The organism is Streptomyces sp. NPDC050704 (genome assembly GCF_040654355.1).
Lineage (GTDB): Bacteria > Actinomycetota > Actinomycetes > Streptomycetales > Streptomycetaceae > Streptomyces.
Window position 1 is genome coordinate 1 of record NZ_JBFAHW010000137.1, and the last position, 26,632, is coordinate 26,632.

27 protein-coding genes and 7 pseudogenes are annotated in these 26,632 nt (G+C 68.3%); 17 read left to right on the top strand and 17 right to left on the bottom strand.

Annotated features, from left to right (window positions below; all coding sequences use genetic code 11):
• Positions 1–405: 405 nt before the first annotated feature.
• Together AB0I18_RS44720 and AB0I18_RS44725 are read left to right on the top strand one after the other, a co-directional pair.
• Complete coding sequence (locus AB0I18_RS44720; protein ID WP_363111546.1) at positions 406–1,149, top strand: hypothetical protein; 744 nt, start codon at positions 406–408, stop codon at positions 1,147–1,149.
• Between the two features lie 75 nt (positions 1,150–1,224).
• Positions 1,225–2,144, top strand: a pseudogene (locus AB0I18_RS44725) (transposase).
• Between the two features lie 69 nt (positions 2,145–2,213).
• Here the strand turns inward: AB0I18_RS44725 and AB0I18_RS44730 are convergent.
• From AB0I18_RS44730 to AB0I18_RS44740, 3 genes are read right to left on the bottom strand one after another with little or no spacing between them, the layout of a single operon-like run.
• The gene (locus tag AB0I18_RS44730) at positions 2,214–2,462 is read right to left on the bottom strand and encodes a hypothetical protein (protein ID WP_363111547.1); all 249 of its coding nucleotides are present in this window, start codon (positions 2,460–2,462) and stop codon (positions 2,214–2,216) included.
• Positions 2,463–2,502: 40 nt separating this feature from the next.
• Entirely contained in the window at positions 2,503–2,931 is a 429-nt protein-coding gene (locus AB0I18_RS44735) for a hypothetical protein (protein WP_363111548.1), read from the bottom strand.
• Between the two features lie 41 nt (positions 2,932–2,972).
• On the bottom strand, positions 2,973–3,644 hold the full coding sequence (locus AB0I18_RS44740; RefSeq protein WP_363111549.1) for an SDR family NAD(P)-dependent oxidoreductase: 672 nt from the start codon (positions 3,642–3,644) through the stop codon (positions 2,973–2,975).
• 149 nt (positions 3,645–3,793) lie between these two features.
• Between AB0I18_RS44740 and AB0I18_RS44745 the strand changes: the two genes are divergently transcribed.
• The gene (locus AB0I18_RS44745; RefSeq protein ID WP_363111550.1) at positions 3,794–4,486 is read left to right on the top strand and encodes a TetR/AcrR family transcriptional regulator; all 693 of its coding nucleotides are present in this window, start codon (positions 3,794–3,796) and stop codon (positions 4,484–4,486) included.
• Positions 4,487–5,024: 538 nt separating this feature from the next.
• Here the strand turns inward: AB0I18_RS44745 and AB0I18_RS44750 are convergent.
• Complete coding sequence (locus tag AB0I18_RS44750) at positions 5,025–5,342, bottom strand: group II intron maturase-specific domain-containing protein (RefSeq protein WP_363111551.1); 318 nt, start codon at positions 5,340–5,342, stop codon at positions 5,025–5,027.
• A gap of 26 nt (positions 5,343–5,368) precedes the next feature.
• Here AB0I18_RS44750 and AB0I18_RS44755 point away from each other — a divergent pair, with 26 nt between their 5' ends.
• Positions 5,369–5,527 carry a hypothetical protein gene (locus tag AB0I18_RS44755; protein WP_363111552.1) on the top strand — a complete coding sequence of 53 codons (159 nt, stop codon included), beginning with the start codon at positions 5,369–5,371 and terminating at the stop codon, positions 5,525–5,527.
• Positions 5,528–5,552: 25 nt separating this feature from the next.
• Here AB0I18_RS44755 and AB0I18_RS44760 read toward each other — a convergent pair whose 3' ends face one another.
• A complete protein-coding gene (locus tag AB0I18_RS44760; protein ID WP_363111553.1) occupies positions 5,553–6,095 on the bottom strand; it encodes a hypothetical protein in 543 nt (180 codons plus the stop codon).
• A 646-nt stretch (positions 6,096–6,741) separates the two neighbouring features.
• Here AB0I18_RS44760 and AB0I18_RS44765 point away from each other — a divergent pair.
• Positions 6,742–7,568: pseudogene (locus AB0I18_RS44765) on the top strand (transposase family protein).
• A gap of 27 nt (positions 7,569–7,595) precedes the next feature.
• On the opposite strand, the gene AB0I18_RS44770 reads toward AB0I18_RS44765, so the two are convergent.
• Both AB0I18_RS44770 and AB0I18_RS44775 read right to left on the bottom strand, forming a co-directional pair.
• On the bottom strand, positions 7,596–7,823 hold the full coding sequence (locus AB0I18_RS44770; RefSeq protein WP_363111554.1) for a hypothetical protein: 228 nt from the start codon (positions 7,821–7,823) through the stop codon (positions 7,596–7,598).
• On the bottom strand, positions 7,760–8,284 hold the full coding sequence (locus AB0I18_RS44775; protein ID WP_363111555.1) for a reverse transcriptase domain-containing protein: 525 nt from the start codon (positions 8,282–8,284) through the stop codon (positions 7,760–7,762). The genes AB0I18_RS44770 and AB0I18_RS44775 overlap by 64 nt, the downstream gene beginning before the upstream one ends.
• Before the next feature lie 828 nt (positions 8,285–9,112).
• Here AB0I18_RS44775 and AB0I18_RS44780 point away from each other — a divergent pair.
• Positions 9,113–9,631 (top strand): annotated as a pseudogene (locus AB0I18_RS44780) (transposase); the annotation flags it as partial.
• Here the strand turns inward: AB0I18_RS44780 and AB0I18_RS44785 are convergent.
• The gene (locus tag AB0I18_RS44785; protein ID WP_363111556.1) at positions 9,597–10,025 is read right to left on the bottom strand and encodes a hypothetical protein; all 429 of its coding nucleotides are present in this window, start codon (positions 10,023–10,025) and stop codon (positions 9,597–9,599) included. The pseudogene AB0I18_RS44780 and the gene AB0I18_RS44785 sit on opposite strands and share 35 nt — an antisense overlap.
• A 172-nt stretch (positions 10,026–10,197) precedes the next feature.
• On the opposite strand from AB0I18_RS44785, the gene AB0I18_RS44790 reads away from it, so the two are divergent.
• A complete protein-coding gene (locus AB0I18_RS44790) occupies positions 10,198–10,428 on the top strand; it encodes a hypothetical protein (RefSeq protein WP_363111557.1) in 231 nt (76 codons plus the stop codon).
• A 69-nt stretch (positions 10,429–10,497) separates the two neighbouring features.
• Here the strand turns inward: AB0I18_RS44790 and AB0I18_RS44795 are convergent, their stop codons facing one another.
• The 4 genes from AB0I18_RS44795 to AB0I18_RS44810 all read right to left on the bottom strand — a co-directional run bounded on the left by AB0I18_RS44795 (position 10,498) and on the right by AB0I18_RS44810 (position 14,053).
• The gene (locus AB0I18_RS44795; protein ID WP_363111558.1) at positions 10,498–11,283 is read right to left on the bottom strand and encodes a sulfite exporter TauE/SafE family protein; all 786 of its coding nucleotides are present in this window, start codon (positions 11,281–11,283) and stop codon (positions 10,498–10,500) included.
• 153 nt (positions 11,284–11,436) lie between these two features.
• A complete protein-coding gene (locus AB0I18_RS44800) occupies positions 11,437–11,898 on the bottom strand; it encodes a GNAT family N-acetyltransferase (protein ID WP_363111559.1) in 462 nt (153 codons plus the stop codon).
• 55 nt (positions 11,899–11,953) lie between these two features.
• The gene (locus tag AB0I18_RS44805) at positions 11,954–12,481 is read right to left on the bottom strand and encodes an aspartate carbamoyltransferase (RefSeq protein ID WP_363111560.1); all 528 of its coding nucleotides are present in this window, start codon (positions 12,479–12,481) and stop codon (positions 11,954–11,956) included.
• Positions 12,482–12,655: 174 nt separating this feature from the next.
• Positions 12,656–14,053: an MFS transporter gene (locus AB0I18_RS44810; protein ID WP_363111561.1), complete on the bottom strand. Its 1,398-nt coding sequence runs from the start codon at positions 14,051–14,053 to the stop codon at positions 12,656–12,658.
• 104 nt (positions 14,054–14,157) lie between these two features.
• On the opposite strand from AB0I18_RS44810, the gene AB0I18_RS44815 reads away from it, so the two are divergent.
• Together AB0I18_RS44815 and AB0I18_RS44820 are read left to right on the top strand one after the other, a co-directional pair.
• Complete coding sequence (locus tag AB0I18_RS44815) at positions 14,158–14,766, top strand: TetR/AcrR family transcriptional regulator (protein WP_363111562.1); 609 nt, start codon at positions 14,158–14,160, stop codon at positions 14,764–14,766.
• A gap of 53 nt (positions 14,767–14,819) precedes the next feature.
• Positions 14,820–15,542 (top strand): annotated as a pseudogene (locus tag AB0I18_RS44820) (ISKra4 family transposase); the annotation flags it as partial.
• 71 nt (positions 15,543–15,613) lie between these two features.
• Here AB0I18_RS44820 and AB0I18_RS44825 read toward each other — a convergent pair.
• Both AB0I18_RS44825 and AB0I18_RS44830 read right to left on the bottom strand, forming a co-directional pair.
• Positions 15,614–16,393, bottom strand: a complete 780-nt coding sequence (locus AB0I18_RS44825; RefSeq protein ID WP_363111563.1) for a class I SAM-dependent methyltransferase — start codon at positions 16,391–16,393, stop codon at positions 15,614–15,616.
• A 127-nt stretch (positions 16,394–16,520) separates the two neighbouring features.
• Positions 16,521–17,480 (bottom strand): SDR family NAD(P)-dependent oxidoreductase, encoded by a 960-nt coding sequence (locus AB0I18_RS44830; RefSeq protein ID WP_363111564.1) that lies wholly within the window; start codon positions 17,478–17,480, stop codon positions 16,521–16,523.
• Positions 17,481–17,799: 319 nt separating this feature from the next.
• On the opposite strand from AB0I18_RS44830, the gene AB0I18_RS44835 reads away from it, so the two are divergent.
• The 6 genes and pseudogenes from AB0I18_RS44835 to AB0I18_RS44860 form a co-directional block, all read left to right on the top strand.
• On the top strand, positions 17,800–18,072 hold the full coding sequence (locus AB0I18_RS44835) for a hypothetical protein (protein ID WP_363111565.1): 273 nt from the start codon (positions 17,800–17,802) through the stop codon (positions 18,070–18,072).
• A 133-nt stretch (positions 18,073–18,205) separates the two neighbouring features.
• A pseudogene (locus AB0I18_RS44840) lies at positions 18,206–18,496 on the top strand (ISKra4 family transposase); the annotation flags it as partial.
• 185 nt (positions 18,497–18,681) lie between these two features.
• Entirely contained in the window at positions 18,682–18,864 is a 183-nt protein-coding gene (locus AB0I18_RS44845; RefSeq protein ID WP_363111566.1) for a hypothetical protein, read from the top strand.
• A 45-nt stretch (positions 18,865–18,909) separates the two neighbouring features.
• Positions 18,910–19,785, top strand: coding sequence for an SDR family NAD(P)-dependent oxidoreductase (locus AB0I18_RS44850; RefSeq protein WP_363111567.1), 876 nt, complete (start codon positions 18,910–18,912; stop codon positions 19,783–19,785).
• 19 nt (positions 19,786–19,804) lie between these two features.
• A complete protein-coding gene (locus AB0I18_RS44855; RefSeq protein WP_363111568.1) occupies positions 19,805–20,278 on the top strand; it encodes a MerR family transcriptional regulator in 474 nt (157 codons plus the stop codon).
• Positions 20,279–20,366: 88 nt separating this feature from the next.
• Positions 20,367–20,655 (top strand): annotated as a pseudogene (locus AB0I18_RS44860) (ATP-binding protein); the annotation flags it as partial.
• Positions 20,656–20,887: 232 nt separating this feature from the next.
• Here AB0I18_RS44860 and AB0I18_RS44865 read toward each other — a convergent pair.
• Positions 20,888–21,184 (bottom strand): DUF1330 domain-containing protein, encoded by a 297-nt coding sequence (locus AB0I18_RS44865; RefSeq protein WP_363111569.1) that lies wholly within the window; start codon positions 21,182–21,184, stop codon positions 20,888–20,890.
• Positions 21,185–21,372: 188 nt separating this feature from the next.
• On the opposite strand from AB0I18_RS44865, the gene AB0I18_RS44870 reads away from it, so the two are divergent.
• Positions 21,373–22,275 carry a LysR family transcriptional regulator gene (locus AB0I18_RS44870; protein WP_363111570.1) on the top strand — a complete coding sequence of 301 codons (903 nt, stop codon included), beginning with the start codon at positions 21,373–21,375 and terminating at the stop codon, positions 22,273–22,275.
• Positions 22,276–22,661: 386 nt separating this feature from the next.
• Here the strand turns inward: AB0I18_RS44870 and AB0I18_RS44875 are convergent, their stop codons facing one another.
• Positions 22,662–23,639, bottom strand: a complete 978-nt coding sequence (locus tag AB0I18_RS44875; RefSeq protein ID WP_363111572.1) for an ATP-dependent DNA ligase — start codon at positions 23,637–23,639, stop codon at positions 22,662–22,664.
• 1,035 nt (positions 23,640–24,674) lie between these two features.
• Positions 24,675–24,899, bottom strand: a pseudogene (locus AB0I18_RS44880) (transposase); the annotation flags it as partial.
• 726 nt (positions 24,900–25,625) lie between these two features.
• Here AB0I18_RS44880 and AB0I18_RS44885 point away from each other — a divergent pair.
• Complete coding sequence (locus AB0I18_RS44885; protein WP_363111573.1) at positions 25,626–26,489, top strand: lytic polysaccharide monooxygenase; 864 nt, start codon at positions 25,626–25,628, stop codon at positions 26,487–26,489.
• Positions 26,490–26,632 lie beyond the last annotated feature (143 nt).

Consider the following 26,632-nt stretch of genomic DNA (forward strand, 5'->3'; position numbering starts at 1 on the left):
AGGGAGCGGTCCTCACCCATGGAAGTGCGCCCCGGGCAGACGCCCGCGCACTCCCAGCTACTGATCCGGTACACCACGACAAGGGACACCATCGAAGAAGAAGATCGCCGCACTCTGGGAGAGCATTGGCTTCCAGCCGTTCCGCCGCGGAGTGTGGCTCCTGGACACCGCCCTGCGTCGGCCGGAGGAACTCATGCAGGCCCGCCGCGCTCAACTGCGCGCGCTCGGCACGGCCTTCCAGCAGCCAGGGTCCGTCTGAGAGCGGCCCGTCGGACGCCGCGGCTGGCACAGACGGCACCGGCGCGTGCCGGCGAGACCGCGTACGGTCCGGTCCTTCCTGCGGGCGCCGCATCGTGCGGATGACACGGACAGCGACGAAAACAGACAGAGGGAGAGGGGGACATCGTGGGGGAGCAGCAGCCGGCGGACGAGGACATCCAGGATGCGCTGGACTGGGCACGGCTGCGTCTGAAGGAGGTGGGCTTCTTCGCGGTGCAGGACGGACTTCGGTGGGCAGCGGCCTACGGGTTCGTCCGGTCTGTGTGGCGCAACGGCCCGATCGAGAACGCGCACGCCTTCGGGCCCACCGGCCGGCGCAAGGCGTTGCACGACGGGACGATGTTCGCCCGCAACACCTGGCTCACCCGGCAGACGTTCGATGTTCTGGGCTCCGACGACCAGTTCCGTCTCTATGAGCTGGAGGACCTGGTCCTGAACCGGGACATGCTCTGGCCAGGAGGCGAGGAGACCCTGACGGACTTCGGCTGGGGATTCCTCGGAGAGATCAAGAATCATGTGAAACAGTGCATCGACGTGCTCGGGCACTTCGAGCGGAGACTGCCGCCGGACGACTTCCTCGTCTTCACGAGTGCTCCCTGGTTCGGGGCCTGCAACGACCACTACGGGATGCCGAGATGGCCTGCCTGCGTGGAAGCGGCGGTGCGCCGGTTGCGCGGCGAGGACGAGGAGTTCTGGCGCGTACGGGGCGACTTGATGACCCGCATCGGCTCTGCTCCGGCTGCCGTCACCGCGGACCTTGAGGCAACCCGGAAACAGTTGCTGGAGCCGCCGTGGGAACTCGGCGCAGAGAACCTGGGCTGGTTCGCCTGGAACCCGATCCTGCAGCCACCGGACAGGACGACGCTATAGGGCCTGTTCTAAGTTGAGATCACGGAATCGATCATTCCCGCTTCAGGAGGGTGCTGGCTGCGGTAGCCCGGTGGCGTGACTCGTGGTGATCTGACTGATGCCGAGTGGGAGTTGATCGAGCCGCACCTGGCGCTGGGGTCGTTCGGCCGATCCCTGACCTGCGCAGCTGCTTCAACGCGGTGATGTGGCGGTTCCGTACCGGCAGTCCCTGGCGGGATGTGCCGGAGAGCTACGGCTCCTGGTCGACGATCTACGACCGGTTCCGGATGTGGGCGCGTGACGAAGTCTTCCAAACCCTCATGGAAGCGATGATCGCCGAGGCGGGGGCCCGCGACGATGTCGATCTGAGCCTGGTCAGTGTGGACTCGACCGTTGCCCGCGCGCATCACCACGCAGCGGGCATAGTGGTTGAACCGGAGCTCCTTGAGGACCTGGAGAAGGCCGTGGCGGAGGAAAAAGGGCTGCAGCAAAGGGGCAAAACGATCCCGTAGGCGAGGGGGCCGCGGACAGGGAGAACCGCGAGCGGGAACAGCGCCGCGCCGTGCGCCGACGCCGCAGGGCCCGACTGCGGGCCGCCGAGCTGGGCCGCTGCCAGGGCGGGCTCACCAGCAAGGTCCACCTCGCCGTCGAGCGGCGCTGCCGCCCACTGTCCATCATCCTCACCCCCGGGCAGGCCGCGCTTCCTTCCGGTCCCATTAGGCGTACTCCTCCCGTGCCAACCGCGCCCGTCTGCGCAGACGCAACATCAAGGTGGTGATCCCGGAGAAGGCCGACGAGGCCGCCACCGCAAGAAGAAGGGACACTCCGGCGGCCGCCCGGTCAGCCACGACGCCACGCTCTACAAAGACCGCAACACAGTCGAGCGCGCCATCAACAAGTTCAAGGAATGGCGGGGGCTGGCCACCCGCTATGACAAGACACCCGAGAACTATGCCGCAGGACTCCACCTGCGCGGGTCCATCCTCTGGTTACGCAGCCTTCCAGCCCTCCCGTGACCTCAACTCAGAACTTGGCCCTAGCCGGAGTGCGGCCCGCGGGTCGTGTGCAGTCGGCGAGTCACCGGGTCAACTCGGATCGCACTGCCGCGAAAGCCTCGTCCAGATGGCCAGCGACCCATGGCGTTCCAGGCTGCTCCAGATCTCGATGGCCAGGGGCAGTGTGCCGACTCCGGCCATGGCGACCAGCCGGAGTGCCTGCTGCCGTTCAGGGTCCGGCCCGCGGTCGGCCAGGGCCTCGGTGCTGATCCGCTCCTGGTGCTCATGGTGCTCATGGTGGGAGTGCTTGCGGGCGGGAAGGGTCTCCGTCGACCGCATCAGCCGGTCGAGTGCTACCGGCCCGGCCGCTCGGGCTCCATCAGCAGACGAGGCGGGTCTTGGCGGCGGCCGTGCGCAGCTCGTCGTCGGTGGGCTGCCGGTCGCCTGGGAGGCCGAGCATCAGCCCCTTGGCGGCCTTCGGGCCCTTGCGCCGGCCGAACTCACCCAGCAGGGCGGCGACTTCCTCAGGGTCCTCGACGACCGTCGGGACGGCGCCGTGGTCCTGGCCCCGGATGCGCAGCCGGACAGCGGACCCTTGGCGCATGCTGGGGATCCAGCCGAGCTGGGAGGACATGGCGAGCACCGTGCCGGGATCCCAGTCGAAGTAGCCGATGGGGACCGTGAATTCGCGGCCCGTCCTGTGCCCCTTGTACGTGAGCAGCATCAGGCGCCCGCTCAGCGGCTTGTGGAAGCGGGAGGCGAGCAGCGGCCGTACGACCTTGTTGGCGGCTCGGAAGATCTTCACCATGGGTGGCCTGGTCGCGTTCGCCGCGGGCGTGCCGGAGGTGCTCACCAGATGCCGCCGGGGACGGTGTGGACGATCTCGGCCTGGTCGCGCTTGGTGTAGGCGTCCCAGTAGTGCTCGGCGATGGTCTCGGGCTCGGTGCCGGGACCGCTGCCGATGAACACCCCGATGGCCACGTGCGCGGTGTGCACTCCGTGCTCGGCAAGGTCGATGCCCAGGGCCATGGCGTAGTTGCGCAGGGCCGCCGCCGCGACGCCGATGCTGCCGAACGCGCCGCCGAGCGGTCGGACCGAGGAGGCGCCCGTGGAGAACAGCAGGGTGCCACTGCCGCGTTCGAGCATGGCGGGCAGCACCTGCCGGACCGCGGCGACCGCTCCGTACAAGTAGTAGTCGAGCTGCTTGTGGAGGTCCTGCGCCGTGGCGTCGACGGCGGCGGCGCCGGCGAAAGCGGGGTCGGCGGGCGAGTACTCCAGTACGTCGACGGCCCCGAACCGGTCGGCGACCGCGGCGAGCGCCGACTGCAGCGAGTCGGGACGCGTCACGTCCGCGGCGAAGCCTGCGGCCTCGATGCCGTCCTCGGCGAGCTGTGCGGCGAGCGCGTCGAGCTTGTCCTGGGTCCGGGAGACCAGGGCGACCTGGAAACCCTCCCTTCCGAAGCGGCGGGCGATGGACAGGCCCAGGCCGGGGCCTGCCCCGATGACGGCGATGACGGGCATGGGTGGTGCTCCTGTGGTCGGACGGGCTGGACGGATGAGTCGCACTTCCCGCCACGACAGCGGTCAGGACTGAAAGTCGAGGGCAGCCTCATGTTCTTGGATCGTAGCAGAGAACATGAGGCTGCCCTCCGGTTGGTAGGCTGAGTGACATGGCCATCGACCCTCCGTCCGCCTCCGCCGGGAACCCGGCCCCTGTCCGCCCCCTGCGGCGCGACGCGCAGCGCAATCGCGAGGCCCTGCTCACCGCGGCCCGCTCCTGCTTCGCCGAGCAGGGCATGGAGGCACCCCTGGAGCAGGTGGCCAAGCGGGCCGGGGTGGCCATCGGCACGCTGTACCGGCACTTCCCCACCCGACTGGACCTGGTGCAGGCGACCTTCGCCGAAAAGCTGGCCGTCTGGCGGGAGGCCGCCGAGAAGGCCGTCACCATGGATGACGCCTGGGCGGGGCTGTGCCACTTCCTGGAAACCATGTGCGAACTCCAGTCACAGGACCGGGGGTTCAACGACCTGGCCTCCATACGGCTGCCGGAGAGCGCCTGCCTGGCGGGCGCCCAGACCCGCATCCGCGAACTCGGTGTACACATCGTCGAGCGTGCGCAGGAGCAGGGCAGCCTGCGCCCCGACCTCACCCCCGAGGACCTTGCCTTCGTCATCTGGTCGCACAGCCGCGTCACCGAGGCCACCCACGCCATCGCCCCGGACGCCTGGCGCCGCCACCTCTACCTTCTGCTCGACGGCTTCCGAACCGACCGCGCCCACCCGTTGCCGGTGCCGCCGCTCACCGAGGAGCAGCTGTACCGCGCCATGATCAGCCTCGGCGGAAACGGGGCCTGCGGCGCCTGACCGTCGGCACGCGTCGTTGTCCCAAGGCGCCGCGGGGAGCCCCTTCCCGGCGACCACGCCGAGCCGTACGCCTCCGTCCCCGCGACGCAGAGTTCGTGGAGGCGTTCGGTGACCTCCGCGTGCACCAGCGACACAGCGTGCGTCTCGAAGGCCGCCTCCTCGGCGAAGCATTCGCACATCCAGACCACGTCCGGGTCCTCGCTGCTGACATGCGTCAGGTAAAGCAGCCACGACGCCACGCTCTACAAAGACCGCAACACAGTCGAGCGCGCCATCAACAAGTTCAAGGAATGGCGGGAACTGGGTGAGGTCGACTCGGGGCGCCCTGCTGGTGTTTCCACCAGTGGGTTTCCCCGAGCCGCCTCCCGAACCCGGCGTGCCCGTCTCCGGGCACCAGGCTCTCCACAAACCCCGTTTCGGGGTGTTCAGTTCCTCATGCCGCAGTGGGCCACGGGGGCGGAATGAGTGTTCCCCGGTATCGGTATCTGGTCGTGCTTACCTTTGCCGGGTTGAACAGTTCCGCTTCCTCCGTGGCAGGTCACCAGCCACCGCCGTAATAGCGTCGACGGAGCTGCTTCCAAGTGATCCCCGGATGCTTGCGCCGGATCCATCGTGTCACCCTCATCCACGTGTAGTGGCTGAGGTAACAGAAAGCGACGTTCGACACTCCGGGACGGAAGTACGCGCACCATCCTCGCAACACCGAGTTCAGCTGGTGGAGCAAGGAATCCAGCGATAAGCCGACGTTCTGCCGTTCGGTCAGTTCCTTCACCTTGCCCGTCGCGGAGCGCACTGAGGTCTTCTCAGCAACGTGACAAATGCAGTGCGTGACGAGTCGCCGCAGGATCTCGTTCACCGGCTGATGAACGCACGGGGAAAGCCATGGGCGCCGAACAGCTGCTGCCCAAGATGGTTGATCAGGACGGGAACACTGCCGACGGACTCACGATCGCCGATCTCTCGATCATCCTGGATGTCTTTCTGCACGGCAGTCCAAGTGAGCCCAAGGCTTCGGCTGACGAGTCCGTGGAACCGTCCTGAGCGACGCAGCCGCTCAGATCGCGGCCTATGTGACGGGAATAGGGCGGCGGTATGTACGCTTGCGCCATTGCTTCGCCTCCGGATCCCACGTGAAGGCGACACGGTATCCGTCTTCACGTACCGTCGCGGCGATCCAGTAGCCGTCGTGGTCCCAGCGGATCGTCGCGGTCGTGCCGGGGCGCCGATCGGACTCGCTGAGCGGTGCATCCGCGGCGCACAGCTCTGGCAGCTGAGCAAGCGCCTCGGGATCGACGGCTACCTTCATCTCGACCAGCCACCCGTCTTCGGTACGCAGGTGGATGAGATCCACGACGTCGGCAGGATTGTCGAGACTCGCTCGCGCCTGTCGATGAATGAACCGGTGCATGATTTCGCGCGTCCCCGAGCCCATCCCCTTGGCCAGAGCGTTCCCGAAGTAGGTGGAGATCGCCTGCAGGAACGGCGTTGCTGTCATCGTCGCAACGACGAGCAAGATGTCTGACAACTCGGCAGCAGGTGATGCGGGTTGGTCGTTGCCGGGTCTGTCCTCGGGAAGTTCTGGTGGCCCGTAGGTGCGTTCGCTGCTCATGATCCCCTGCTTGATCGCCGGCACTTGTCACTCGTCGAGCACCCAGGGTATTCAGGGCCGTCTCCGTTGCCTCGTGCTTACGCGAAGTGTTACCGCCTCACGGCGCTCGAACTCGACCTGCCCGGGATGCGACTGCCTCAGATCAGTCACACCGTATCTCTGTCGTCGGACCGTTCGGCACAGACCGACGCGATGTCCCCGGCCGGCGCAGGGCCATCTTCAAGGGCTGGCACATCAGCGCGCCGAGGAGGCTGATGCCGACCAGCACGAGAGCTGTCAGCGGGGCACCTCCTGTGGTCACGCTCCAAGTGGCGAGCAGCGGGGCGATGATGATGCCGCCGGCCAGGGTGGTGCCGCAGGCGCCGGCGTACCGACCGTGCGCTCCAGGCGGCGCGATGCGGCTGAGGACCGCGCCTGCGACGAATGAACGCGGTGACCTCACCTGGAACCGCGAGGGCGGCGCAGACGCTGAATTCCACGACGGTGGAGGCCAAGGCAGCCGCGCCCAGGACGAGCGCGGTGAGGGCCAGGACGCCAGTTATCGGGGTCAACGGGCTCCGCGGTCACTGACCTGCCGTCAGAACATGTGAAGCCCTGGTAGGAACACGTCTGCGAAGAAAACGTTCCGTACAATCAGAGGCTCCATGTGACGTCCAATATCACCTACACCGCTGCGCTCGATGTCCGCAGGGCGACCGCCGAGCACCTCGCGAAGCTGCTGCGGGGGCACCGCGAACGATTCGGGACCCGCAGGGGCACTCGCGCGCTTGGCGTCTTCAAGCAGGCGGTGCTCGTGCTGCGCTGGTTCGTCGACGGCACCCGGCTGGTTCAACTCGCCCGGGACAACGGGATCTCGGTGCCGACGGCCTACCGCTACCTGCACGAAGGGCTGACCGTTCTGGCCGACCAGGCACCCGATCTGTCCACCGCGCCGGAGAGGGCGGCGGCTGCCGGGTACACCCACCTCAACCTCGACGGCACCGTGATCCGCACCGACCGCGTGGCCGCCGCCGGCCCCAACAAAGCAGACCTCTGGTGGTCCGGCAAGCACAAGCACCATGGCGGGAACGTGCAGGTCATCGCCGCTCCGGACGGCTGGCCGCTGTGGTCTCCCCGGTCCGGCCGGGCCGTGAACACGACACCACCTGCGCCCGTGCCCACGGCCTGGTCGACGCCCTGAACCGGCTCGCCGCCACCCGGGGCATCCCCACCCTGACCGACCTCGGCTACGAGAACGCTGCCGACGGCCTCCGCCACCCCGTCAAGAAGCCCAAGGGCGGCGAACTCACCGAAGAGCAGCGCACGCTCAACGCCGCCATCCGCGGCATCCACGGCGTGGCGGAGCGCGCCAACGCCCTGCTCAAGGTCACCTTCAAGGCCCTGCGTCGGGTCAGCCTCGACCCCAATGCGATCACCCGGATCGCCCGCGCCGCTCTTGTCCTGCTCCAGCTCGAACACGGCCGCACCGCATGAAAGTTGATCACAAACCGTCACGAGGCGTTACCGAGAAGGGCTCACTGATTTCCGTGCCGGAAAGGTGTAGATGTACCGCCGGTCAGTGCCCAGTTTCCGGTGACGCTGGATGCGCCATCCGAGAAAATCAAGGCCCTCGTCAATGTGCGTGATCTTTGTCTTCTCCACCGATAGGCGAAGGCCCATCGGTTTTAACGCCTCTGCGACCTCGTCGCGTAATTCTTCGGCGTGCTCACGGCGCTCGAAGACAAGCACGAGGAAATCGTCCGCATACCGGACCAGCCGGTAGTTGGGCAGTCCCCGGCGCCGTCTCCTGCGTCGGTCCTCGGAGGTGCTGTCTGATCCTCCAAGCCCCTGGCGATGTGCTCGTCCAGGACCGAGAGTGCGATGTTGGCCAGCAGCGGCGACAGGATCCCGCCCTGCGGGGTCCCGGTGCGTGTGTCCGTGAAGGCTCCGTCCCGGGACAGGATCCCGGACTTCAAGAACGCCTTCACCAAGGACAGCACCCGCTTGTCCCCGATTCGATTCCGCACCCGTTCCATGAGAGCCGGATGCGAGATCTCGTCGAAGCACGCCGTGATGTCGCCCTCCACCACCCACTCATATCCGTGGCTGGCGAGATATCGAGTCTCGGCGATCGCGTCATGAGCCCGGCGGTTCGGGCGGAACCCATAGGAACACGGGAGGAACTCCGCTTCGAACACCGGCTCCAGCACTCGTTCAAGGACGCCTGGACCACCCGGTCCGCCACGGTCGGAATCCCAAGACGGCGAAGCTTACCATTCGCCTTGGGAATCATCCGCTCACGGACGGGAACCGGTCGGAAGCTGCAGTCTCTAATCTGATCCCGCAGCCTGCCGAGAAACATCTCGACTCCCTGCCCGGCCTCAATGGAGCGGGCGGTCTTCCCGTCCACTCCGGCCGTGCGGGCACCCTTGTTTCCCCGGACACGATCCCACGCCACCAACAGAAAGGCGGGATCGGCCACGAGGTTGAATAGATCGTCGAACCTGCGATGAGAATCATCAGTAGCCCAACGGTGCAGCTTGGTCTGGATCTCCAGTACCCGGCGTTCGGCCTTCATCAAGGCCCATTCCAGCTCGTCGGAATTCACCGGCGACGACCTCCTGGCATTCCAGCATCCTTACTGCCGACTTGCTGGCTCCCTTCCCCATGCGGCCGGCTCTCCCGGCCTCGGAGTACGACGGAGCCTCCGTCCCGCCCGACGGCCATCAGCCGGCGATGGGCCTGCCCTCCACCGGACTGGAGATCCGGCTTCGGGCGACCGCGGGCAGTTCCCACGTTCACCACAGAATCGATCGACGGGTGAGGCGCCCAGCTCTACCCCGGCAGCATCGCCACGCTTACGCCGCAGACTTTCGGCGTGGCCTCCCCACCGGTAGGTAGATCCGGCTTCGGAGTCGGCCGCCGACCATCGGCGGCCGTGCACTGCGTCCGGCCCGCATCCGCCAGATTGGAGCCGGTGTCGTAATTACGGGATCGCGTCGCGTGAAGTGGTGTAGCCGGGCTTGGCCCCGGAACGCGCGGTCTTCCTCGGCGCGGCCTGGGAAAGGTGCCGCGTTCCCTTTGTCCGGGACGTGTTTTCGGTGATCGAAAAGGGCTCCGGGGAGATGGTCTCGGCGACCATCCGCACCATCTTCGCGCAGACGACCGCTGAGCAGGTCCGCAGCCAGCTGAATGTGGTGGCCGACATGCTTGGGCGGCAGTTTCCCCAGGTCAAGAAGATGCTGCTGGAGGCCGCAACGGACATCACCGCGTTTGCGGACTTCCTGCCGGCGCACTGGAAGAAGATCTGGAGCACCAACCCGCTGGAACGGCTGAACCGGGAGATCAAACGACGAGCCGACGTGGTCCAGGTCTTCGCCAACCCCACCGCCCTGGACCGGCTCGCCGCCGCGGTCCTGGCCGAACTCCACGACGAGTGGCAGGTCTTCGACCGCCGCTACCTCTCCGAAGCCTCCATGGCCGAACTCTTCACCACCCAGCCGACCGCTCGCGAACCGCAGATCACCCCGCAACCGGAACCGAATCAGCTGCCGTGACTACACCACCTCGCGGGACATGACCGTTGCCGATGTCCCACATCGGCCGGAGTCGACCGTCTCCGGAAAAGGCAGTCCGGCGTCGGCCCTCCTCCGCACCCACCAGGCTCAGGGTTGCCCGGACGGTGCCGTGTTGGACTTCCCAGGCTCGCCACTCGCACCAACGGCAGCTACGGTCGAGCATCATCTGGCGAGCGGCCTCGGCGAGGAATTCCCAGAAGTCCACTGACACGGGGTGGACATCCCCGATCTCGATGAGAACGCCGAGCGCTATCTCCCACTCCTGGCGCCCGATGTCCTTGCCAACATCCCCAACCGTCTGCCCGTTCTCTGCTGCGGCGTCCTCGGACAGCAGGTCGACGGCCCGCCGAAGGAATGTGAACGCGTCATCCATGTCCTGCATTGTCCCCTGTCCCCGGACGCCCGTTCATCGGCGACAAGGCAGGAGTTAGCCGCACGACACGCCCAGATGTCCCAGCAGGCGAGATTTCTACCCACTACTTTCAGCAACTCGACGGCGATCCACCCCACCGGGCGGCCAGCTGGGCTAGTTCGGATAAGCCTGTGTGCGCTGCTCACTCCTGCGACCCGATCCCGCCCAGCGCAGTCGGCTGGCGGAGATCCGGGACAACCTCGTTGACCGCATCGCCGAAGCTGAAGGGGAGGGCTGGCTCGGCGAGATCGAAGGCCTCCGCGTCAGCCTGGCCGGCGCTCAGTCCAAGATCAGCCAGATCGACGCCGCAGCCTCCGGCGGGCCGGTGAACCTCGGCCTGCCTACTCGACGGAAGAAGCCGTGACCCGTGAGGAAGAACCCCGCTCGCGGTGCAAGTCCAGTGATGGTTGGTGAACCGTTTGCTGGACCGGAATCAGTTCAGGGTCTGGGCGGCGTACAGGGCGCCGAGGCCTGCGGCGAGTGCGCCGAGCAGGAGCCGTAGGGCTTGTTCGGGCAGGCGGGGCTGGAGGCGGGCGCCGAGGTAGCCGCCGATCAGTCCGCCGGTGCCGCAGGCGAGTCCGAGCCACCAGTTGGGGGCGACGTCTCCTGAGCTGATGAGTGAGAGCAGCGCGTAGGCGGCGGCGCCGACGAGGGAGGTGGCGAACGTGGCGGCGAGTGCGGCCGGGGCGACGCGTGCGACGGGCAGGCCGCGTCCGGCGAGGATCGGTCCGAGGAGGGAGCCGCCCCCGATGCCGTAGATGCCGCCGACCACGCCGACCGCCAGGGCGAGGCCGGTGAGTGTGCGTGGGCTCAACTCGCCTGCGGGCGGCGGCCGGTGACGAGCCGGGGTGAGGGCGCGCAGGCACAGCCACAGGCCGAGCGGCAGCAGCAGGGCTGCGATCAGGAGCCGGAAGACGCTCGGGCCGGGTAGGGCGAAGACGCGGATGGCGGCGCCGAGGACGACGCCGGGCAGGGTGCCCAGCACCAGGCGCCGGGCGAGGTCGCCGCGCAAGGCGCCGTCGCGGCGGTAGCGCCACAGGGCTCCGGGTCCGGCGACGACGTTGTACAGCAGGTTGGTCGGCGTGACCGCGGGGTTGGGCACGCCGAAGACGCTCAGCTGGATGGGGAGGAGGAATACCGCTCCGGACACACCGACCGGGGCGGTCACGGTCGCGATCAGCAGGCCGGCAGCCAGCCCTCCCGCCCATGTCCAGTCCACCGTTGCCCCCGCTGGTCGATCGCCTGGCCAGTATCAGTGCCCCGGACGGTGGTGAGGGCGTCCTGCAACGAGATGTTCATGAGCAGCAGGCGCAGCCGGGCCTACAGCCGCACGCGCCGTGTCGCTGTTCGACGGGGCGAACGCGGCAGCCGGCTACGGCTGCGCCCGCGGTCCGCTGGCCCCAGGCCCGGCGCCCATCACGCGGTACATGCCAATCGAGTTGTGCGCGGCGGTGTCGGCGAAGCCGAACGTCTCGTAGAGGAAGCGGGCGGGGCCGTCCGCGATCAGCGAGACGTAGGCGGTCGCGGGCGCCCGGCGCTCCAGTTCCCCGGTGAGCGCGGCCATGATGCGCCTGCCGAGGCCGCGGCCCTGGTGTGCGGGGTGTACGCACATGTCGACAATCTGGAATGCGGTACCGCCGTCCCCGATGACGCGCCCCATGCCGATGGGCTCCCCCTCGTACTGGAGGAGAACCCCGTGCCAGGTGTTCGGCAGGGCGAGCGCAACCGCCTCGGGGGCCTTGTCCGAGAGGCCGGCGTCGGTGCGCAAGCGGCGGAAGACCTCGACGGAGGGCACGCCCACGCTCAACTCGTAAGGATCACTCAAGTTTTCCACTTCCGATCGTGCGATGTGCGCGGTGATGGGCGTGCTCCGGTGCTCGGCTCGATGGTCAGTGGCCGGATTCGGCGTGGTCACCGTGGTCGCTGACCTGTGCTTCGAACCAGTCGTGCAGGGCGTCGACTAGTGCCGGCTCGTCGGTGGCGTAGGTGAGGGTGGCGCCGTCGGATCGTTCCCGGTAGCGCACCTCGATGCGTTCGTAGCCCTCTTGCAATCCCTTCAGGCCCGGCATGCTGTCGCCGTGGATCCGGGCGGGGTCGCCGAAGTCTCCCTGGCTGAACGCCTTGGCCTCCTGCTGGAGATGGGTGCGTATGAGGCCGATCTGTTTGGTGTCGTCGGGCTGGTCGGCGACGACGTCCTGGACCCCGCCGGTCTTAGTGGGGGTGAACTGGTGGGTCGTCTGTTCGAGGTCGAAGGGCATCACGGTCTGACCGCGTTCGGCGACCGCCTCCTGCCGGTTGCTTTGCCGGTCGTCACCATCCTGCTGTGGGCTCCCGGTCAGCAGGACTGCGGCCAGGGCCGCGCCGACACCCCCTACGGCGATGCCGGTCATCAGCAGACGGCGCTTGCGGTTGTTCATCCAGTGCCTCCGTGCACGTCAAGGGCGCGGTACGCCCGTCCGTTCTGGGGTGAGATCACTTCCGGGGTGGCCGGTGCCTGGTGGGCAGCGCCGCGGCTCAAGGCGGTGCACGGCGGCCGTGGGGCGTGCCGGCACCGCCCGCAGCTGTCGCCTGGATGCCCGCGGCCTTGGGCTCTACTCGCTCTTGGAGGGGATCAGCCACAGGGCGATGACGGCGGAGAGGGCGGCCACGCCCGTGGCGACGAGGAACGCGTCGTCGAAGCCGGAGGCGGCCTGAGCGCCGGTGCGGACGGCGATGCTCGCGGCTGCGGCACTGGAGACGGCCGCGGCGCCGACCGAGGCGCCGAACTCGTGGAAGGTGCTGACGATTCCGGAGGCCACACCGGCCTCGTGGGGGGCGACACTGCTGAGCGCGGTGGCCGCGGCGACAACGAACAGGGCGCCGAGTCCCGCCGCGGCGATGCTCACACCGGTGACCATGGCGGCGGTTCCGGACCAGAGTACCGGCACGAGGAATCCGGCAGCCGCGACGGCCAGGGCGAGCACAGCTAGCAACCGTGCTCCCAGACGGCCGATCACCCGTCCGGCGGCGGTCGCGGCGGCCATCGTCAGCAGCGCCACCGGCAGGAACAGCACGCCGGTCATCAGGGCACCGTGGCCCTGATGGTTCTGAAGGTAGAAAGAACCGAGGAAGAAGGCCCCCACCATCAGCGCCGTGGTGACGGCGATCACGAAGGTGCCCGCCACCACCGGGCGCCGGCCGAGCAGACGCAGGTCCATCAGCGGTGCCGTCGCCCGGCGCTGCCACGCGGCGAAGGCGGCGTAGGCGACTGCCGAGGCGGTGACCAGGACGACGGTGACGGCGTCGAGCCAGCCGTGGTCGCCGGCCCGGATCAGGGCGTAGATGAGAGCCCCGGTCGCCACGGCGACCAGGACGGCGCCGGGCACGTCGAGGGAGCCGGTCGCCACACGGGGCAGGCGCGGCACGAGCCGGGCCAGCAAGACGAGAACAACCAGGCCGACGGGGACGTTGACGAAGAAGACCCAGGCCCAGCCCGGACCTGCCGTGATCAGCCCGCCCAGCAGTACACCGAGGGCGGCGCCCCCGCCGCTGAGCGCCGACCAGATGCCCAGCGCGCGGTTGCGCTCGTCGCCGTCGAACAGCCGCACCACCACGGACAGAGCCGCGGGCGAGAGCATTGCGGCGCCCGCTCCCTGGGCAATCCGGGCACCGAGCAGCAGCGGGGCGCCGGTGGCGAATCCGGCGGCCAGCGACGCTGCGGTGAACACGGCGAGCCCGGCCAGGACGACCCGCTTGGCGCCGAACAGGTCCGCCGCCCGGCCGCCGAGCAGCATCAGACTCCCGAAGGTGAGGGCGTAACCGCTGACCACCCAGGTCAAAGCGGCGCGGCTCAGGTCCAGTTCGGCACCCATGTGGGGCAGTGCGATCGCGACCACGGTGATGTCGAGGATCAGCATCAGCTGGGCCAGCCCCAGCAGGCCCAGGACGGGCCAGCGCAGCGGATGGGGCGCATCCGGTGCATGTGTGGTGGTGGTTTCCGTGTCGCTCATGACGCTCATCCCTCGTCGGAAAATCGTACAGGCGTGTTCACGTTATACGCCCCGGGGGTATAAAGCGAACAGGGTTGTTCGCTTTACTGGGGTACTGTGAGCGCATGGGCAGCAAGAACACCACCAAGCGCGCCGACGCCCTGCGGAGCATCGAGGCGATCGAGCAGGCAGCGGCCGAATGCCTCGGATGCAACCCGGAGGCGAGCATGAGCGAGATCGCACGCGCCGCCGGTGTGGGCCGGGTGACGCTGTATGCGCACTTCACCTCCCGGGCAGAGGTCGTCGACGCGGCGATGAGCCGCGCCATCGACCGGGGCAACGAGGCATTGGACGCGGTCGATCTGACCGGTGATCCGCTGCTCGCCCTCGCGCGGTACGTCGAGGCCGGCTGGCATCTGGTGGATCAGGCGCGGGCGCTGCTCGTCGCCGCCCAGAAGGAACTCTCCGCCGGCCGCATCCGCGAGTTGCACAGCGGACCCGCCGCCCGGGTCGAGACACTCGTCGCCCGAGGCCGCGCCGAGGGCGCCTTCCGCACAGACCTGCCGATCGCGTGGCTGGTCAATATCCTGCACGCGATCATGCACGGCGCCGCGGAAGAGATCCGCGCCGGCCGCCTAACCTCCGACCGCGCCGCCCACCACATCACGGCCACAGTGCTCGCCGCCTTCACACCACCGGGCAAGCTGGTGCCGGAACCCGGCGGCGGAACCTGACACCGACGGCCTTCGAGGGGATACAGCGCAGCGAAGGCGACGCTGCACGCCTTCCCGGCGGCCGCAGCCAGATGCGGGCGGTGCGGCCGGGCCCGAAAGCGGAGCGGAAATGGTGCACCGCCTCGGTGATCCGTCCGCCCGAGCAGGTCGTCGCCGACGCCTTCGCCCAGGCCGAAGCCCGCGACCCGCAGCATCTGCGGGACTGGATCGTCCTCGTCGACGGCGCCCGCCATCAACTCGACCTGATCCACGCCGAAGCCACACGCCGCGGCATCCGCCCGAATGTCCTGCTCGACTTCGTCCACGTCGCCGAGTACTGCTGGACGGCCGCGCACGCCTTCCACCCGGTGGGCAGTCGCGTGGCCGAGACCTGGGCCGCGGACAAACTCACCGCAATCCTCGCCGGACACGGTGACCGCGCCGCCACCGAGATGTCCGCCCAGGCCGAGCACCTGTCCGCCACCCGCCGCGAGGCCGTCACCACCTGCCACCGCTACCTCACCGGCCACCTCGATCAGCTCCACTACGACACCGCCCTGAAGAACGGCTGGCCGATCGCCACCGGCGCCGTCGAAGGCGCCTGCCGCCACCTGATCGCCGACCGACTCGACATCACCGGCGCTCGCTGGGGACTTGACGGTGCCGAAGCCGTCCTCCAACTCCGCGCACTGATCACGAACGGCGACTTCGAGGACTACTGGCGCTATCACGTCGTCCGCGAACACGAACGTCTCTACCCGGCCCCCGACCAGCGAACTTACGTCCTCTCAGCCTGATCGCGGCCCCGACTTGAAACGCGCGCCCCAACCGCGACTCGTTTAAGCGAATATCGAGCGGTCGATGGCTTTCACAACCGCCGGACGCGCAGCACGCCGGTCAGTATCGGCAGGGTGAACTCGCCGCAGGTGGTCTCCGGTGTACTCGCAAGGAATGCACGGATCCGGCCCAGCGTGGCCTCTTGTTCCTGTTCCGGCATGACCAGCATCCCCGCGCGCGTCGCGAGGGTGGCGACGAGAGAGCCGGCGGTGCGGCGCTGCCCGTGCGGGAATTCGGCCTGCTCCGGCGAGCCGAACCGGGCGGCCGCACCGGTCTTCGGAAGGTGCATGTCGGCTGTCTCGGCGCGCCAGCTGGCGGGAGTGTCACGCGGACCGATGGCCGCGCTCCCGCTGACACGTGCGAGCCCGGCAACCCACTCGACCTGGTCGTCCATGAGGTTCCACAGGCCGGCCAGAATGCCGCCGGGTGCGAGGACTCTGGCGATCTCGGGTCCCGCGACGGACATGTCGAACCAATGCATGGCGTTGCCGTCCAACACGGCATCAATGGAGGCGTCCGGCAGTGGGATCGCCTCGGCACTACCCGACAGAGCACGGACACCCGGCAGCGTGCGGCGCAGTTCGGTCAGCATGGCCAAGTCGGGCTCGACCGCGATGACTTCGGCACCCAGCGCGACCAGCGTGGCAGTCAGCTTGCCGGTTCCGGCGCCGAGGTCGAGCACGCGTGGGCCGGGCGCAGCTTCGAGCGCCCAGCGCACCGCGTCCTGCGCGTAGTCCGGACGGTGCTCGGCGTATGCGACCGCCGCTGCGCCAAACGACGAGGCGTGAAGTAGCAGTTCATCCTGATCCACACGATCACGATATCTATGCCGCAAGTGGTAGGCGGGGGCGATCGGCGAAGGGTGCAGTTCCTCTCGGGGGACGCCTGAGCTGGGGTGACGCGGGTTGGTATCTCCGAAGTTCCGAAGTCCTGCGGCCCTAGGCTGCCGCCCTGAACGCGTCGACGCCCGTGAGCTCGGCCGACAGTGCCCACAGGCGCGCAGCCTGCTCGGGGTCGGTCGCATGTGCGTGCACGCCGCCTTCTGTTCCTTCGGCTGCCGGCTCGGCGATGTCGCAGTCCTCGCAGTACACGCCGCCCATGCCCGCCAGTTGAGGTGAGGTGGCAGCCCACAGCTGGGTGGCCGCGCCCTGGCCGGGCGTCTTGAAGGTGGGATCGGCCGGGTTGCCCTGCTCGTCGATCCAGCCCGCGTCGACCATCTCCGCCTTCCCGAGATGGCGCTGCAACGGGGTGAGGATGCTGCCCGGATGCACCGCGAACGCCCTGACCCCGGCGTCGCGGCCCAGCGCGTCGAGCTCGACGGCGAACAGTACGTTGGCCGCCTTCGCTTGCCCGTACGCCTCCCATCGGTCGTAGCCGCGCTCGAAGTGCGGGTCGTCCCAGTGCATGCCCATGCCGTGGGCGCCGGAGGACACGGCGACCACGCGCGCGCCACCGCGGGCGATCGCCGGCCAGAGACGGTTGATCAGCGCGTAGTGACCGAGGTGGTTGGTGGCGAACTGCGCCTCCCAGCCCGGACCGACCCGCGTCTCGGGGCAGGCCATGACCCCAGCGTTGTTGATCACTATGTCGATCGTGCGGCCTGTGGCCAGGAAACGGTCGGCGAAGCCGTGGACGCTTTCGAGGTCGGACAGGTCGAGGTCGTCGGTCTCCACGCCGTCGATGCCCTTGACCGCCTTCTGCGCGGCCGCCCGTCGCCGAGCGGGGACGATGACGCGGGCTCCGGCATCGGCCAGTGCGCGGGTCGTCTCCAGACCGAGTCCCGAGTAGCCACCGGTGACGATCGCGGTGCTGCCGGACAGGTCGATCCCACTCAGAACGTCGTCAGCGGTGCTGCGGGCGCCGAAGCCCGATCCGATCTTGTGCTGGAGTGGCGTCATGACGGAGACGCTAGGTGCTGAACTGCGCTCTAAGGCAAGGCGATTGGGCGGAGATCCTTCGGGTGCGAATTCTCTCGGGGGATAGCTGAGCCGGGAAGACGTCGATTGGCGTGTGGTCGGTGCCGGTGTGCTTCTACCGTGGCGGGGTGGAGGTGGGGCGCCATGGTGTCGTTGCCGGAGGAGCTTCAGGCGCGGGAGGCCGCGGCTCGACAGCGGGTGGAAGAACTCCAGGCCGAGGCTGCGGAGTTGACCGTTCGGCTGGAGAAGGACCAGGCGGATCTGTCGCGGTTGGAGATCACGCGGGAGACCGGTCGCGCAGGTGCTGGCGGAGTTGTCGGCCGCGGAGGCAGCACCAGAAGTAGGGGCGCGCGATGGGCTGGAACCCAAGGAAGCGCCGGCGCCGCACGGCATTGGGGTGATGGCGGTACCGCCGTGGCGGGAGGGCCTGATTGCTCAGGTGTTGCCGGACGTGTACCGGGACATCGTGGAGATCGTCGCTGATGCTCCAGGTCCGTTGCAGGCCAAGCAGATCGTGCCGCGGATCGGGCTGGAGGCCACCACGGCGAAGATGAAGGGACCCGGGGGAAGCTGAAGCGTCTGGTGGAGCGGGGCTGGCTGGACGAGGACGCCCGCCGGGTCAACTCCCGGTGACCAAGGGGCTCTTCTCCGTAGATTCGAAGGTGCCAACCAAACGAACCGCAAGAAGATCCGAAGAAGAGCCCCAGATGGAACCCTATGACGCCTTATCCGGGCCTGATGCGTATGCCGCCTCCCGTAATGCCTTCGAACGCCTCGTCGCGACGCTGGCCGGTGACCCGGCGCGGGGTATGGCCCATGACGAGCTGGAGGAACTGCTCGAACAGCAAGGGCGCGAGTTGCTGCGGCAGTTGATGCAGGATCACCTTGACCTGCGAGCGAGGACGGAAGAAGCGGCAGTCGGCATCAGCGCAGGGCAGCCGGCGGTGCGCGGACCGGAAGGACAGGTGCGGACCTGGCGGGAGACACACCATCTCCGGCATTCCCGAGTCAACCGTCCGCCGTCGCATCGGCGAGCTCGTCGGCGGCGGCGTCCTGATGTTCGAGGTCGAGGTCGCCCCCCGGCTCTACAGCCGGCACCTCGACGTGATCTGCTGGCTCGACGTGCACCCCGCCGCGCTCGGTGATGTCGCGAGCGCCCTCGCCTAGCACCCCGAGGTCGCGTTTGCCGCGACGACCGCGGGCGTCACCTGGCATCCTCGCGTTCCTCGAGCTCGCCGACGGCGGCCACCTGCACCGGTACCTCACCGAACGCATCGGCGCGCTCCCCGGCGTGCACCGCGCCGAGACCGAGATCGTCGCGCAGTGGATCAAGCGGGTCGGATCCCTCGTCGCCACCCGAGCCTGAGCGCGGCTTGCTTTCAAGCGCGCTCGAAGCTTTAGCGTCCTGGCCATGACCACGACGAACGAGACGAAGACATGGATCATCACGGGCGCGAGTTCGGGCCTCGGCCTGGCGCTCGCCGAGGCGGCACTCGCGGCCGGCGAGCATGTGATCGGGACCGCGCGACGGGCCGACCGGTTCGACGTGCTCAAGGCGCGGTACGGGGATCGGCTCCTCGCCATCGAGCACGATGTGCGCGACACGGCGGGAGCGGCCGCGGTCGTGCAGCGGGCGCTGGAGGTGTTCGGGCACGTCGACGTGCTCGTCAACAATGCCGGCGCCGGACAGGTCGGCGCCGCCGAAGAGATCACGGATGCCGCGCTGCGGGCCATGCTCGAGCAGCACCTGTTCGGCCCGGCCGCCTATGTGCGTGCCGTGCTGCCCCACCTGCGGGAGCGTCGCTCGGGTGCGATCGTGCAGATGAGCAGCCAGGGCGGGCGGATGTCGTTCCCCGCCGTCGGCAGCTACTCAGCCGGCAAGTTCGCGCTCGAGGGCTGGTCGGAGGCGCTCGCGGGCGAGGTCGCACCGTTCGGCATCCGCGTCCTCATCGTCGAGCCAAGTCGCTTCCGCACCGCGTTCAACGCCGCCGACGTGCTCAACACAGCGCAGCAGCAGAGCTCGATCTACGACGAGGCCATCGGTGCCGTGCGCGCGAACATGGCCGAGGCCGACGGCATCCAGGAGGGCGACCCGGCACGCGCCGCCCAGGTGATCCGCGACATGCTCGACACCCCCGACGCGCCGCTCCGGCTCCCGCTCGGTGCCGAGGCGGTTCGCAATCTCACCCGCGTCTACCGTGGTGCGCTCGATGACGTCGAGAAATGGGCGTCTGTGAGCGAGTCGGCAGACTTCCCAGGCATGCCGCCCGCGGTGCGTGCGTTCTGATCGCCGTACGCTGTGGGCCATGGCCACTGACGCGCTGATCGAACGCATCCTCGCTGCCAGCGACGGGCCGTCCTCGTCGGCGATCGATGCGCTGCACGAGCTGTTCGACGACGCCGCGATCGAGGCTTCGGCGATGCCCAAGAGTGTCGCCGAGGCCGCCCGGCTTGTCGGCCTGTCGACGCACACCCTCCGGTACTACGAGCAGGAGGGACTCGTGCGGCCCGCTCGCAACGCCTCCGGGTACCGCGAGTACTCCGCGTTCGACCTGCGCCGCCTCGTCTTCCTCACCCGGATGCGTCTGTCCGGCATGACCATGACCGACCTCAAGCGCTACATCCTGCTCGTCGAGCAGGGCCCGAGCACCATCCCGGAACGCCGCCGCATCATGCTCGACCAGCAAGACCGAATCACTCGGCAGATCCGTGAGCTCGGCCTGGCGCTGGAGACCACCGAGTACAAAATCCGCGTCTACGACGGACACCCGGAAGGCTGACGCCCGCCCGCTGTCCAACGGGCTGATGTGAGCGTGTTTCATAGGTGTTCGCCTGTGAAGCAACCAGCGCCGGCGGCCTAACCTGCTGGGGCGCGTCGATCTTCTCTGTATTGACGAGCTCGGCTACATGGAACCCGACCGGCGCGGAGCCGAGTTGCTGTTCCAGGTGCTGACGGAGCGGGAAGAGAAGAACAGCGTCGCGATTGCTTCCAACGAGTCGTTTTCCCAGATGTGGACGAAGACGTTCACGGATCCGCGGCTCTGCGCGGCCATCGTCGACCGGCTGACCTTCAACGGCGCGATCATCCAGACTGGCACCGAGTCCCTACCGGCTCGCCCATACGAAGGCGGTGGCCGAGCGCGCCGAAGCCAGCTGACCGGCCGCCACGCGGGAGACCCTCCCGACAGCGGCCCGAACTCAGCCTTCTCGCTATGGGCTGACAAGTTGTGCGGGATCTCTCCGGAGACGGCCTGTCGGGCAGGCCCGGGTGGGTCTGCCCGACGGTGTGCAGTGTGTGACACCCTGCCCGAGCTTTCGGGTGAGGGTGGTGCCTGTGGTGTGGCTCGGCGGCCGGCTTACGGATGCTCAGCGATGGCTGGGCCCGCCGGTCAGTCGATGCCGTCGATGATGCGGAAGTCGCGCTGGAAGCCGTCGGGGAGGGCCACCAGCGCCTTCTGGTATGCCTCGCTCTCGTATGCCGCGACGGCCTGTTCAAAGCTGTCGAACTCGATCAGAACGACGCGTTGCGTGAGTCCGGCCTCGTGGGCGACGACTCGACCGCCAAGGAGGGACAGGACGCGCCCGCCCCCGGCCTGGACAGCCGGACCGGCCAGCTCGTTGTAGGCAGTCAGCCTCTCAGGGTCGGAAATGGCGGGGTAGACACTGACCCAGTAGCCCTTAGCCATGGAAACCTCCTGTGTTGGGCCGGACACGTCCGACTTCGAATTGACACTCAGATCGATCGATCCCGGCGACGGGCACTGCGGTCAGTTGAATCGTCATATGCGCAGGTTAGGGCTCGATGTGCGGTCGAGGGAAAGACCGGTACGGGATAGACTCAGAACGGATCGTTATCAATCGGCAGGGAGGGCACGTGGCGCCGGATACGGTGAGCCTGCGGTACTTCCTGGTGCTGGCGCAGGAGTTGAACTTCACCCGCGCGGCCGCACGGATCGGTATCGCACAGCCCGCACTCAGCGCCCGGATGCGCCGATTGGAGGCGGAACTCGGTACGGCCCTGCTGGTCCGCAACACCCGTAGCGTCGTATTGACCACGGCCGGTGCGGCTTTGGCGGAGTCCGCGCCGCCCGCGCTGGCGGCGCTGGACCGGGCATGGGACACCGCCCGGAGCGCGGCGGCCGGTGAACTGGGCACGCTGCGCATCGGATACAGCCTCAGCGCCGGGGCCGAGACGGCTCCGGCCCTGGTGGACAGGCTGATTCGCGGCACTCCCGGACTCGAGGTCGGCGCGGTCCCGATGGCGACACCGGAGATCTCCCCCGCGGTCGCCGACGGCCGCATCGATGCCGGGATCACCCGCGGTGAACAGCCGGGCCGTGGCGTGCGCCGGTTCCTGCTGCGGCGTGCGCGCGTCGGGGTCCAGCTGGCGCAGCACCATCCACTGGCCGAACACCCGGAGATCGAGCTCGCCGACGCGGCCGCGTATCCGCTGCGACTCCCGGACCGTGCGGCCAACCCCGTGATCCACGATCAGCTGTCCGCACTTTTCCGAGACACCCGACCACACCCCCGATTCCACACGCCCGCAGTCTCTTTCGACATGTCTCAACGCGACCTGCGCGACGGGCTCACCCTCGCCCCGGCCGGAGAAGCCGCGGCCACGGCACAACCGGCCGGTCTCACCTGGCGACCGCTGCGAGGCGCGCCCAGCCTGACGATCCACCTGGTCCTCCCACGCGAGCAGTCGCCACTACACCGCCGCATCCGTGCCGTCGCCAAAACCCTGGCGCACGAGCTGCACTGGCTGCCGGACTGACGCGCAAGAGGTCAAGCGAGACGAACGCCTGCGGTGGCGAGGCCGAAGACCCTGCGCCCGGCGGACTTCGCGCCTTCGCCGACGCCGAACCGGACAAGCACGGGTAACCGGCGGGAATGCCCGCCGTCAACGGCGTCCATGACGTCGGTCAATGCTTAACGCCAACCACTGTTCCATTACCGAGGCCGGAAATGGCCACGCTCCTGAGACAGAAGCATGGCCATCGGCGTGAGAATGAGCAGAGAGCGGCAGGCCACAGCGTCGGTATGTGACGCGCGTTCTGAGATCCCACACCAGCCTACGAGCGGGTGCCAGCCTCGGCACGCTTGCCCAAGAGCTCTCGTGACGGGTGCATTCAGGCACCGGCGTGTGTCATCGCTGGTCAGCTAGGTGTCGAGGACGGGTAGGACGCCGGTGGTGAGGTCGCCACGCAGTCGCAGGTAGCGGACGGGATGGCGGTATCGAGCGTCCTCGAAAGCGGTGTCCGCGAGGAACTCGGCGACCAGGTCGGGGCGCACGCGCTCGTAGTCCAGGTCCTTGCGGGTGCCCCAGCCCGCGGAGAAGCGGCGGCCCTGCCACGGGTGACCGGCGTCAGCAGGCGAGAGCTCCTGACCGAGCTCGTGACGGGCCGCCGCACTCAGAGCAGTGGTGCGGTCGATCAGCCGCAAGTCTTCGGACCTGGTGTACCGGCCCAGCAGGAGTGTCTGCGGAGCGCGCAGAGAGCCGGTGACACCGCCGATCACTGCTTCGGACGTTTGCCGCGTGCGCACCTTGATCCAACCGCGCTTGCCCGGCACATACGGCTGCGCCAATCCCTTGCAGACTACCTCTTCGATCCTGGCCACGCCCCACGCCGGATCGAGCCAGCCCTGCGCCGTTGCCCGGTCCGTCGTGGCAGGGCACAACGTCCATGGCGCTGCGAGGTCGCGACGGGCGAAGAGATCTTCGAGTCGGGCGCGACGCGCCCGGTAGCGACGATCGAGCAGTTCGACGCCGTCGGCTTCCAGCACATCGAAGACGATCACGTGTGCTGGGCGGGTGAGTGCGGCCTGGGCAGCGCCCCGGCCCGTGCGGCGGGCACGCCGCTGCAGCTCGGTGAAGTCCAGCCGCTCCTGGTAGGCGACCGTGAGTTCGCCGTCGAGCACGACGTCCTCACCGATCGCCGCGGCAGCCTCGACGATCTCCGGGAAGCCGGGAGCCAGGTTGGCGCCACCACGAGACTGCAGCACGACGCTGCCCGCCCGGACGAACACGATGACCCGGAAGCCGTCCGCCTTGGGCTCTATGGCGAGGCCGCCGGGAAGTGCCCCATCGGGAGGCAGCCGGTCGCGCGCGGCGGCCGGCATCGGGGAGATCGGCGGCAACCGTGGCACTCCCCACCAGTACGTCACCCCGGCGATTTCACTCGTTGAGGACACTTCAGTGCCACAGAAGGTTGAGTGCTGACCTGCCGCCCCGACACTGATCAGTCCGCTCAAGGTTCGATGCGAAAGAAGATCACCGACCAGACTTCGGTGAGAACGCTTGAGGCCTGTTGCGACAGAACATCAGTCACAGCTGTCCTTTGACAGCGAAGTTAGTCGTGTGCGGGCCGCTGACCTGGGCCGACTAGATTGGATGTCAACGAGTCTGCTCGTGCTGACGCCAGTTCGGGATCGTGTTGTTCCATCTCTGATGATCTGGCCCCTGTCTCAAGTGATCTGGTTCGCTGACGTGCTTGGAACTCAGGGGGCGAGTGGGTCCCCCTCCGAATCGCCATAGTCGAGTGGGTCTGAGTCATAGAAGACGATCTCCGCGCACACGGGCGAGTCGGTTGCGGGTGGCTTGGACCGCGCTTCGTACGGGTTCAGCGGCTTGAAGCGGTGTGGGCCGCTCTTTCGACGGGCGGGCGTCACGCCATCTTCCTGGAGGAGGAAGGCGCGTGAAGCTATCAGCGCAACCAGCGCAAGGCTGCTGGGCAGGATAGTTACAGATGCCTCCTCGTCGCCACGGATCATCATCGCCGTTAGCACCAACAGCGCCGTGAGTGCCGTTGCCGCGATGAGGGCGATAGCGAGCCACCGCCGCTGGCGTGCCTTCGCACCTGCCTCACTGTGTAGCCGGAAGCCGACCATGTCACCGCACGTGGCGCACCGCAGGTACCCGATTCGGACCCTCTCGGGCGGCCGGTCGGCCCAGGCTGTCTGAACTTGGTAGTAGCGGTGGGTAGTTGATCCACTGTACTCAGTGTGGGTGTGGTGGATCAGCCGTATTCCGACCCTGGGCCCGATCTGCTGCACTCCATCCCCCTGCTCGCTTTGAGCCTGTCCGGATGGGCCAACGGTAGTGACTGAGCTTGGGAGGGGTCCCGACGATTCGAAGGTGAAGGGGCTCGACTGTGGAGAACCAACTGGACTCTCCTATGACGCGCAAGTCGAGGCGGATGGGCTATCGGCGGTGGTGAGGTGACGGTAGATCTGGCGGACGAGATAGCGCTTGAGGCTTCGGCGAATCTCTTTGTTGGTGCGGCCTTCAGCGCGTCGGCGTTCGACGTATGCGCGGGTATCGGGATCGTGGATCATGCGGCTGACCGTGGCCATGTGCAGTGCCCGGTTCAGACGCCTGTCTCCGCCGCGGTTGAGCCGATCCCAGACCGGCCACCCCGAGCCTCACAGCTCGGGTTGGTCGGCTGACCTGGCACGTCGTGGTCGCCGCCACGCTGACGGCCGGGGTGGTGCGGCTGATCCTGTGCACCCGACACCGACTCCCGCCGTGGTGTGGATCTACACCGCCGTACTCGTCCTGATCGCGGTCGGCGGCCAGCGGCGAGGGCGCGCAGGTCGCCGTGTTCGGGACCTTCATGCCCGCCACCCTCGCCTCGGCCGTCTACGGCGGCTTCCTCGCTCTGGTCTGAGCCCACTCGTATGGTGCGCTCCCAGGAGGCAGGAAGCGTGCGAGCCGGCTGCCTTCGGGAGGGGAGAACCGGCCGTCTTCGGGAGGGGAGAAGAGGATGCGACGGGGGCATTCACGGATGTCCCGCTGGCCACTATGGTATGGGAGCGCTCCCATTCGTCTTGCGGCGATCCGGTCCTAGACCGGCCGGGCGCCTTGGTGGGTGCGCGGCACTTCTACAGTCGGGCGGTTCGGTGGGCGAGTCGCCGCTCGGCCGACCTGACGTCTGCGCGCCGATGCCGGTCGGCTGCCCGCCGTGCCGCATCACCGCGGAGGAGATCCCCCACATGATCATCGGACACGTCGGCCGGAGCCGGAAGCGGCTCCGCTTCCACCGCTTATCCGCCCTGCTGGGAGCCCTGTTACTGGCCCTCGCCGTGGCCTCGCTGCCGTCCCCGGCGGCGGCGCACGGCGTCGCCATGGGGCCCGGCTCGCGCACGTATCTCTGCTACCTGGACCTGCTCCAGAACGAATCGACCCAGATGCCCTCCAACCCGGCCTGTCGCGCCGCCGTCCAGCAGGCCGGCACCACGCCGCTGTACAACTGGTTCGCCGTGCTGGACTCCAACGCCGGTGGCAGGAGTGTGGGCTACGTCCCTGACGGGAAGCTCTGCAGCGCCGGCGACAGGAGCCCGTACAACTTCTCCCCCTACAACGCGGCCCGCACAGACTGGCCGACGACGCACCTCACCTCGGGCTCGAACATCCAGATCAACTACAGCAACTGGGCACACCACCCGGGCAGGTTCGAGGTGTACATCACCAAGAACGGCTGGTCGCCCACCACCCCCCTGGCCTGGGGTGACCTGACGCATCTGCAGACCGTCACCGACCCGCCGCAGACGAGTGGCCCGGGCAGCGTGGGCGGCCACTACTACTGGAACCTGCAGCTGCCGGCGCGGTCCGGTCCGCACATGCTCTTCGTCCAGTGGATCCGTTCGGACAGCAATGAGAACTTCTTCTCCTGCTCCGACGTCGTCTTCGACGGCGGCCAGGGTGAGGTCACGGGGCTGGGCGGTGGCCGGACGACGGCCGACGCGATCGCCGCGAAGGCGGCGGACTCCACCGGCATCCAGGCCGCGGCCGATCACACCGGGCACGGGGCGCATGCCGCCGCAGCTGCGGACGTGGACGCGGTGAACGCCGCCGGCGAGGCAACGAGCGGCTCACCGCTCACCGCGCTGGCCGGCCCGCTGGCGGGAGCCGCGGTCCTGGTGGCCTGCGTCGCGGGTGCGGCGTTCCACCGCGGACGGCGCCGCCGGCAGGCCGACGCCCGACCGTGATCCCCATCCCCTTTGGGCCTGTCCGGTGGATCGTGCCGCAGCACCGGGTGCAGTACCCGCCGGTGCGGTCCCGCAAGGGGCCGTCGCTTACCGCGGCATGATCCGCCGGACAGGCCCTGACACCAGGCGCGGCCTCGATGCGG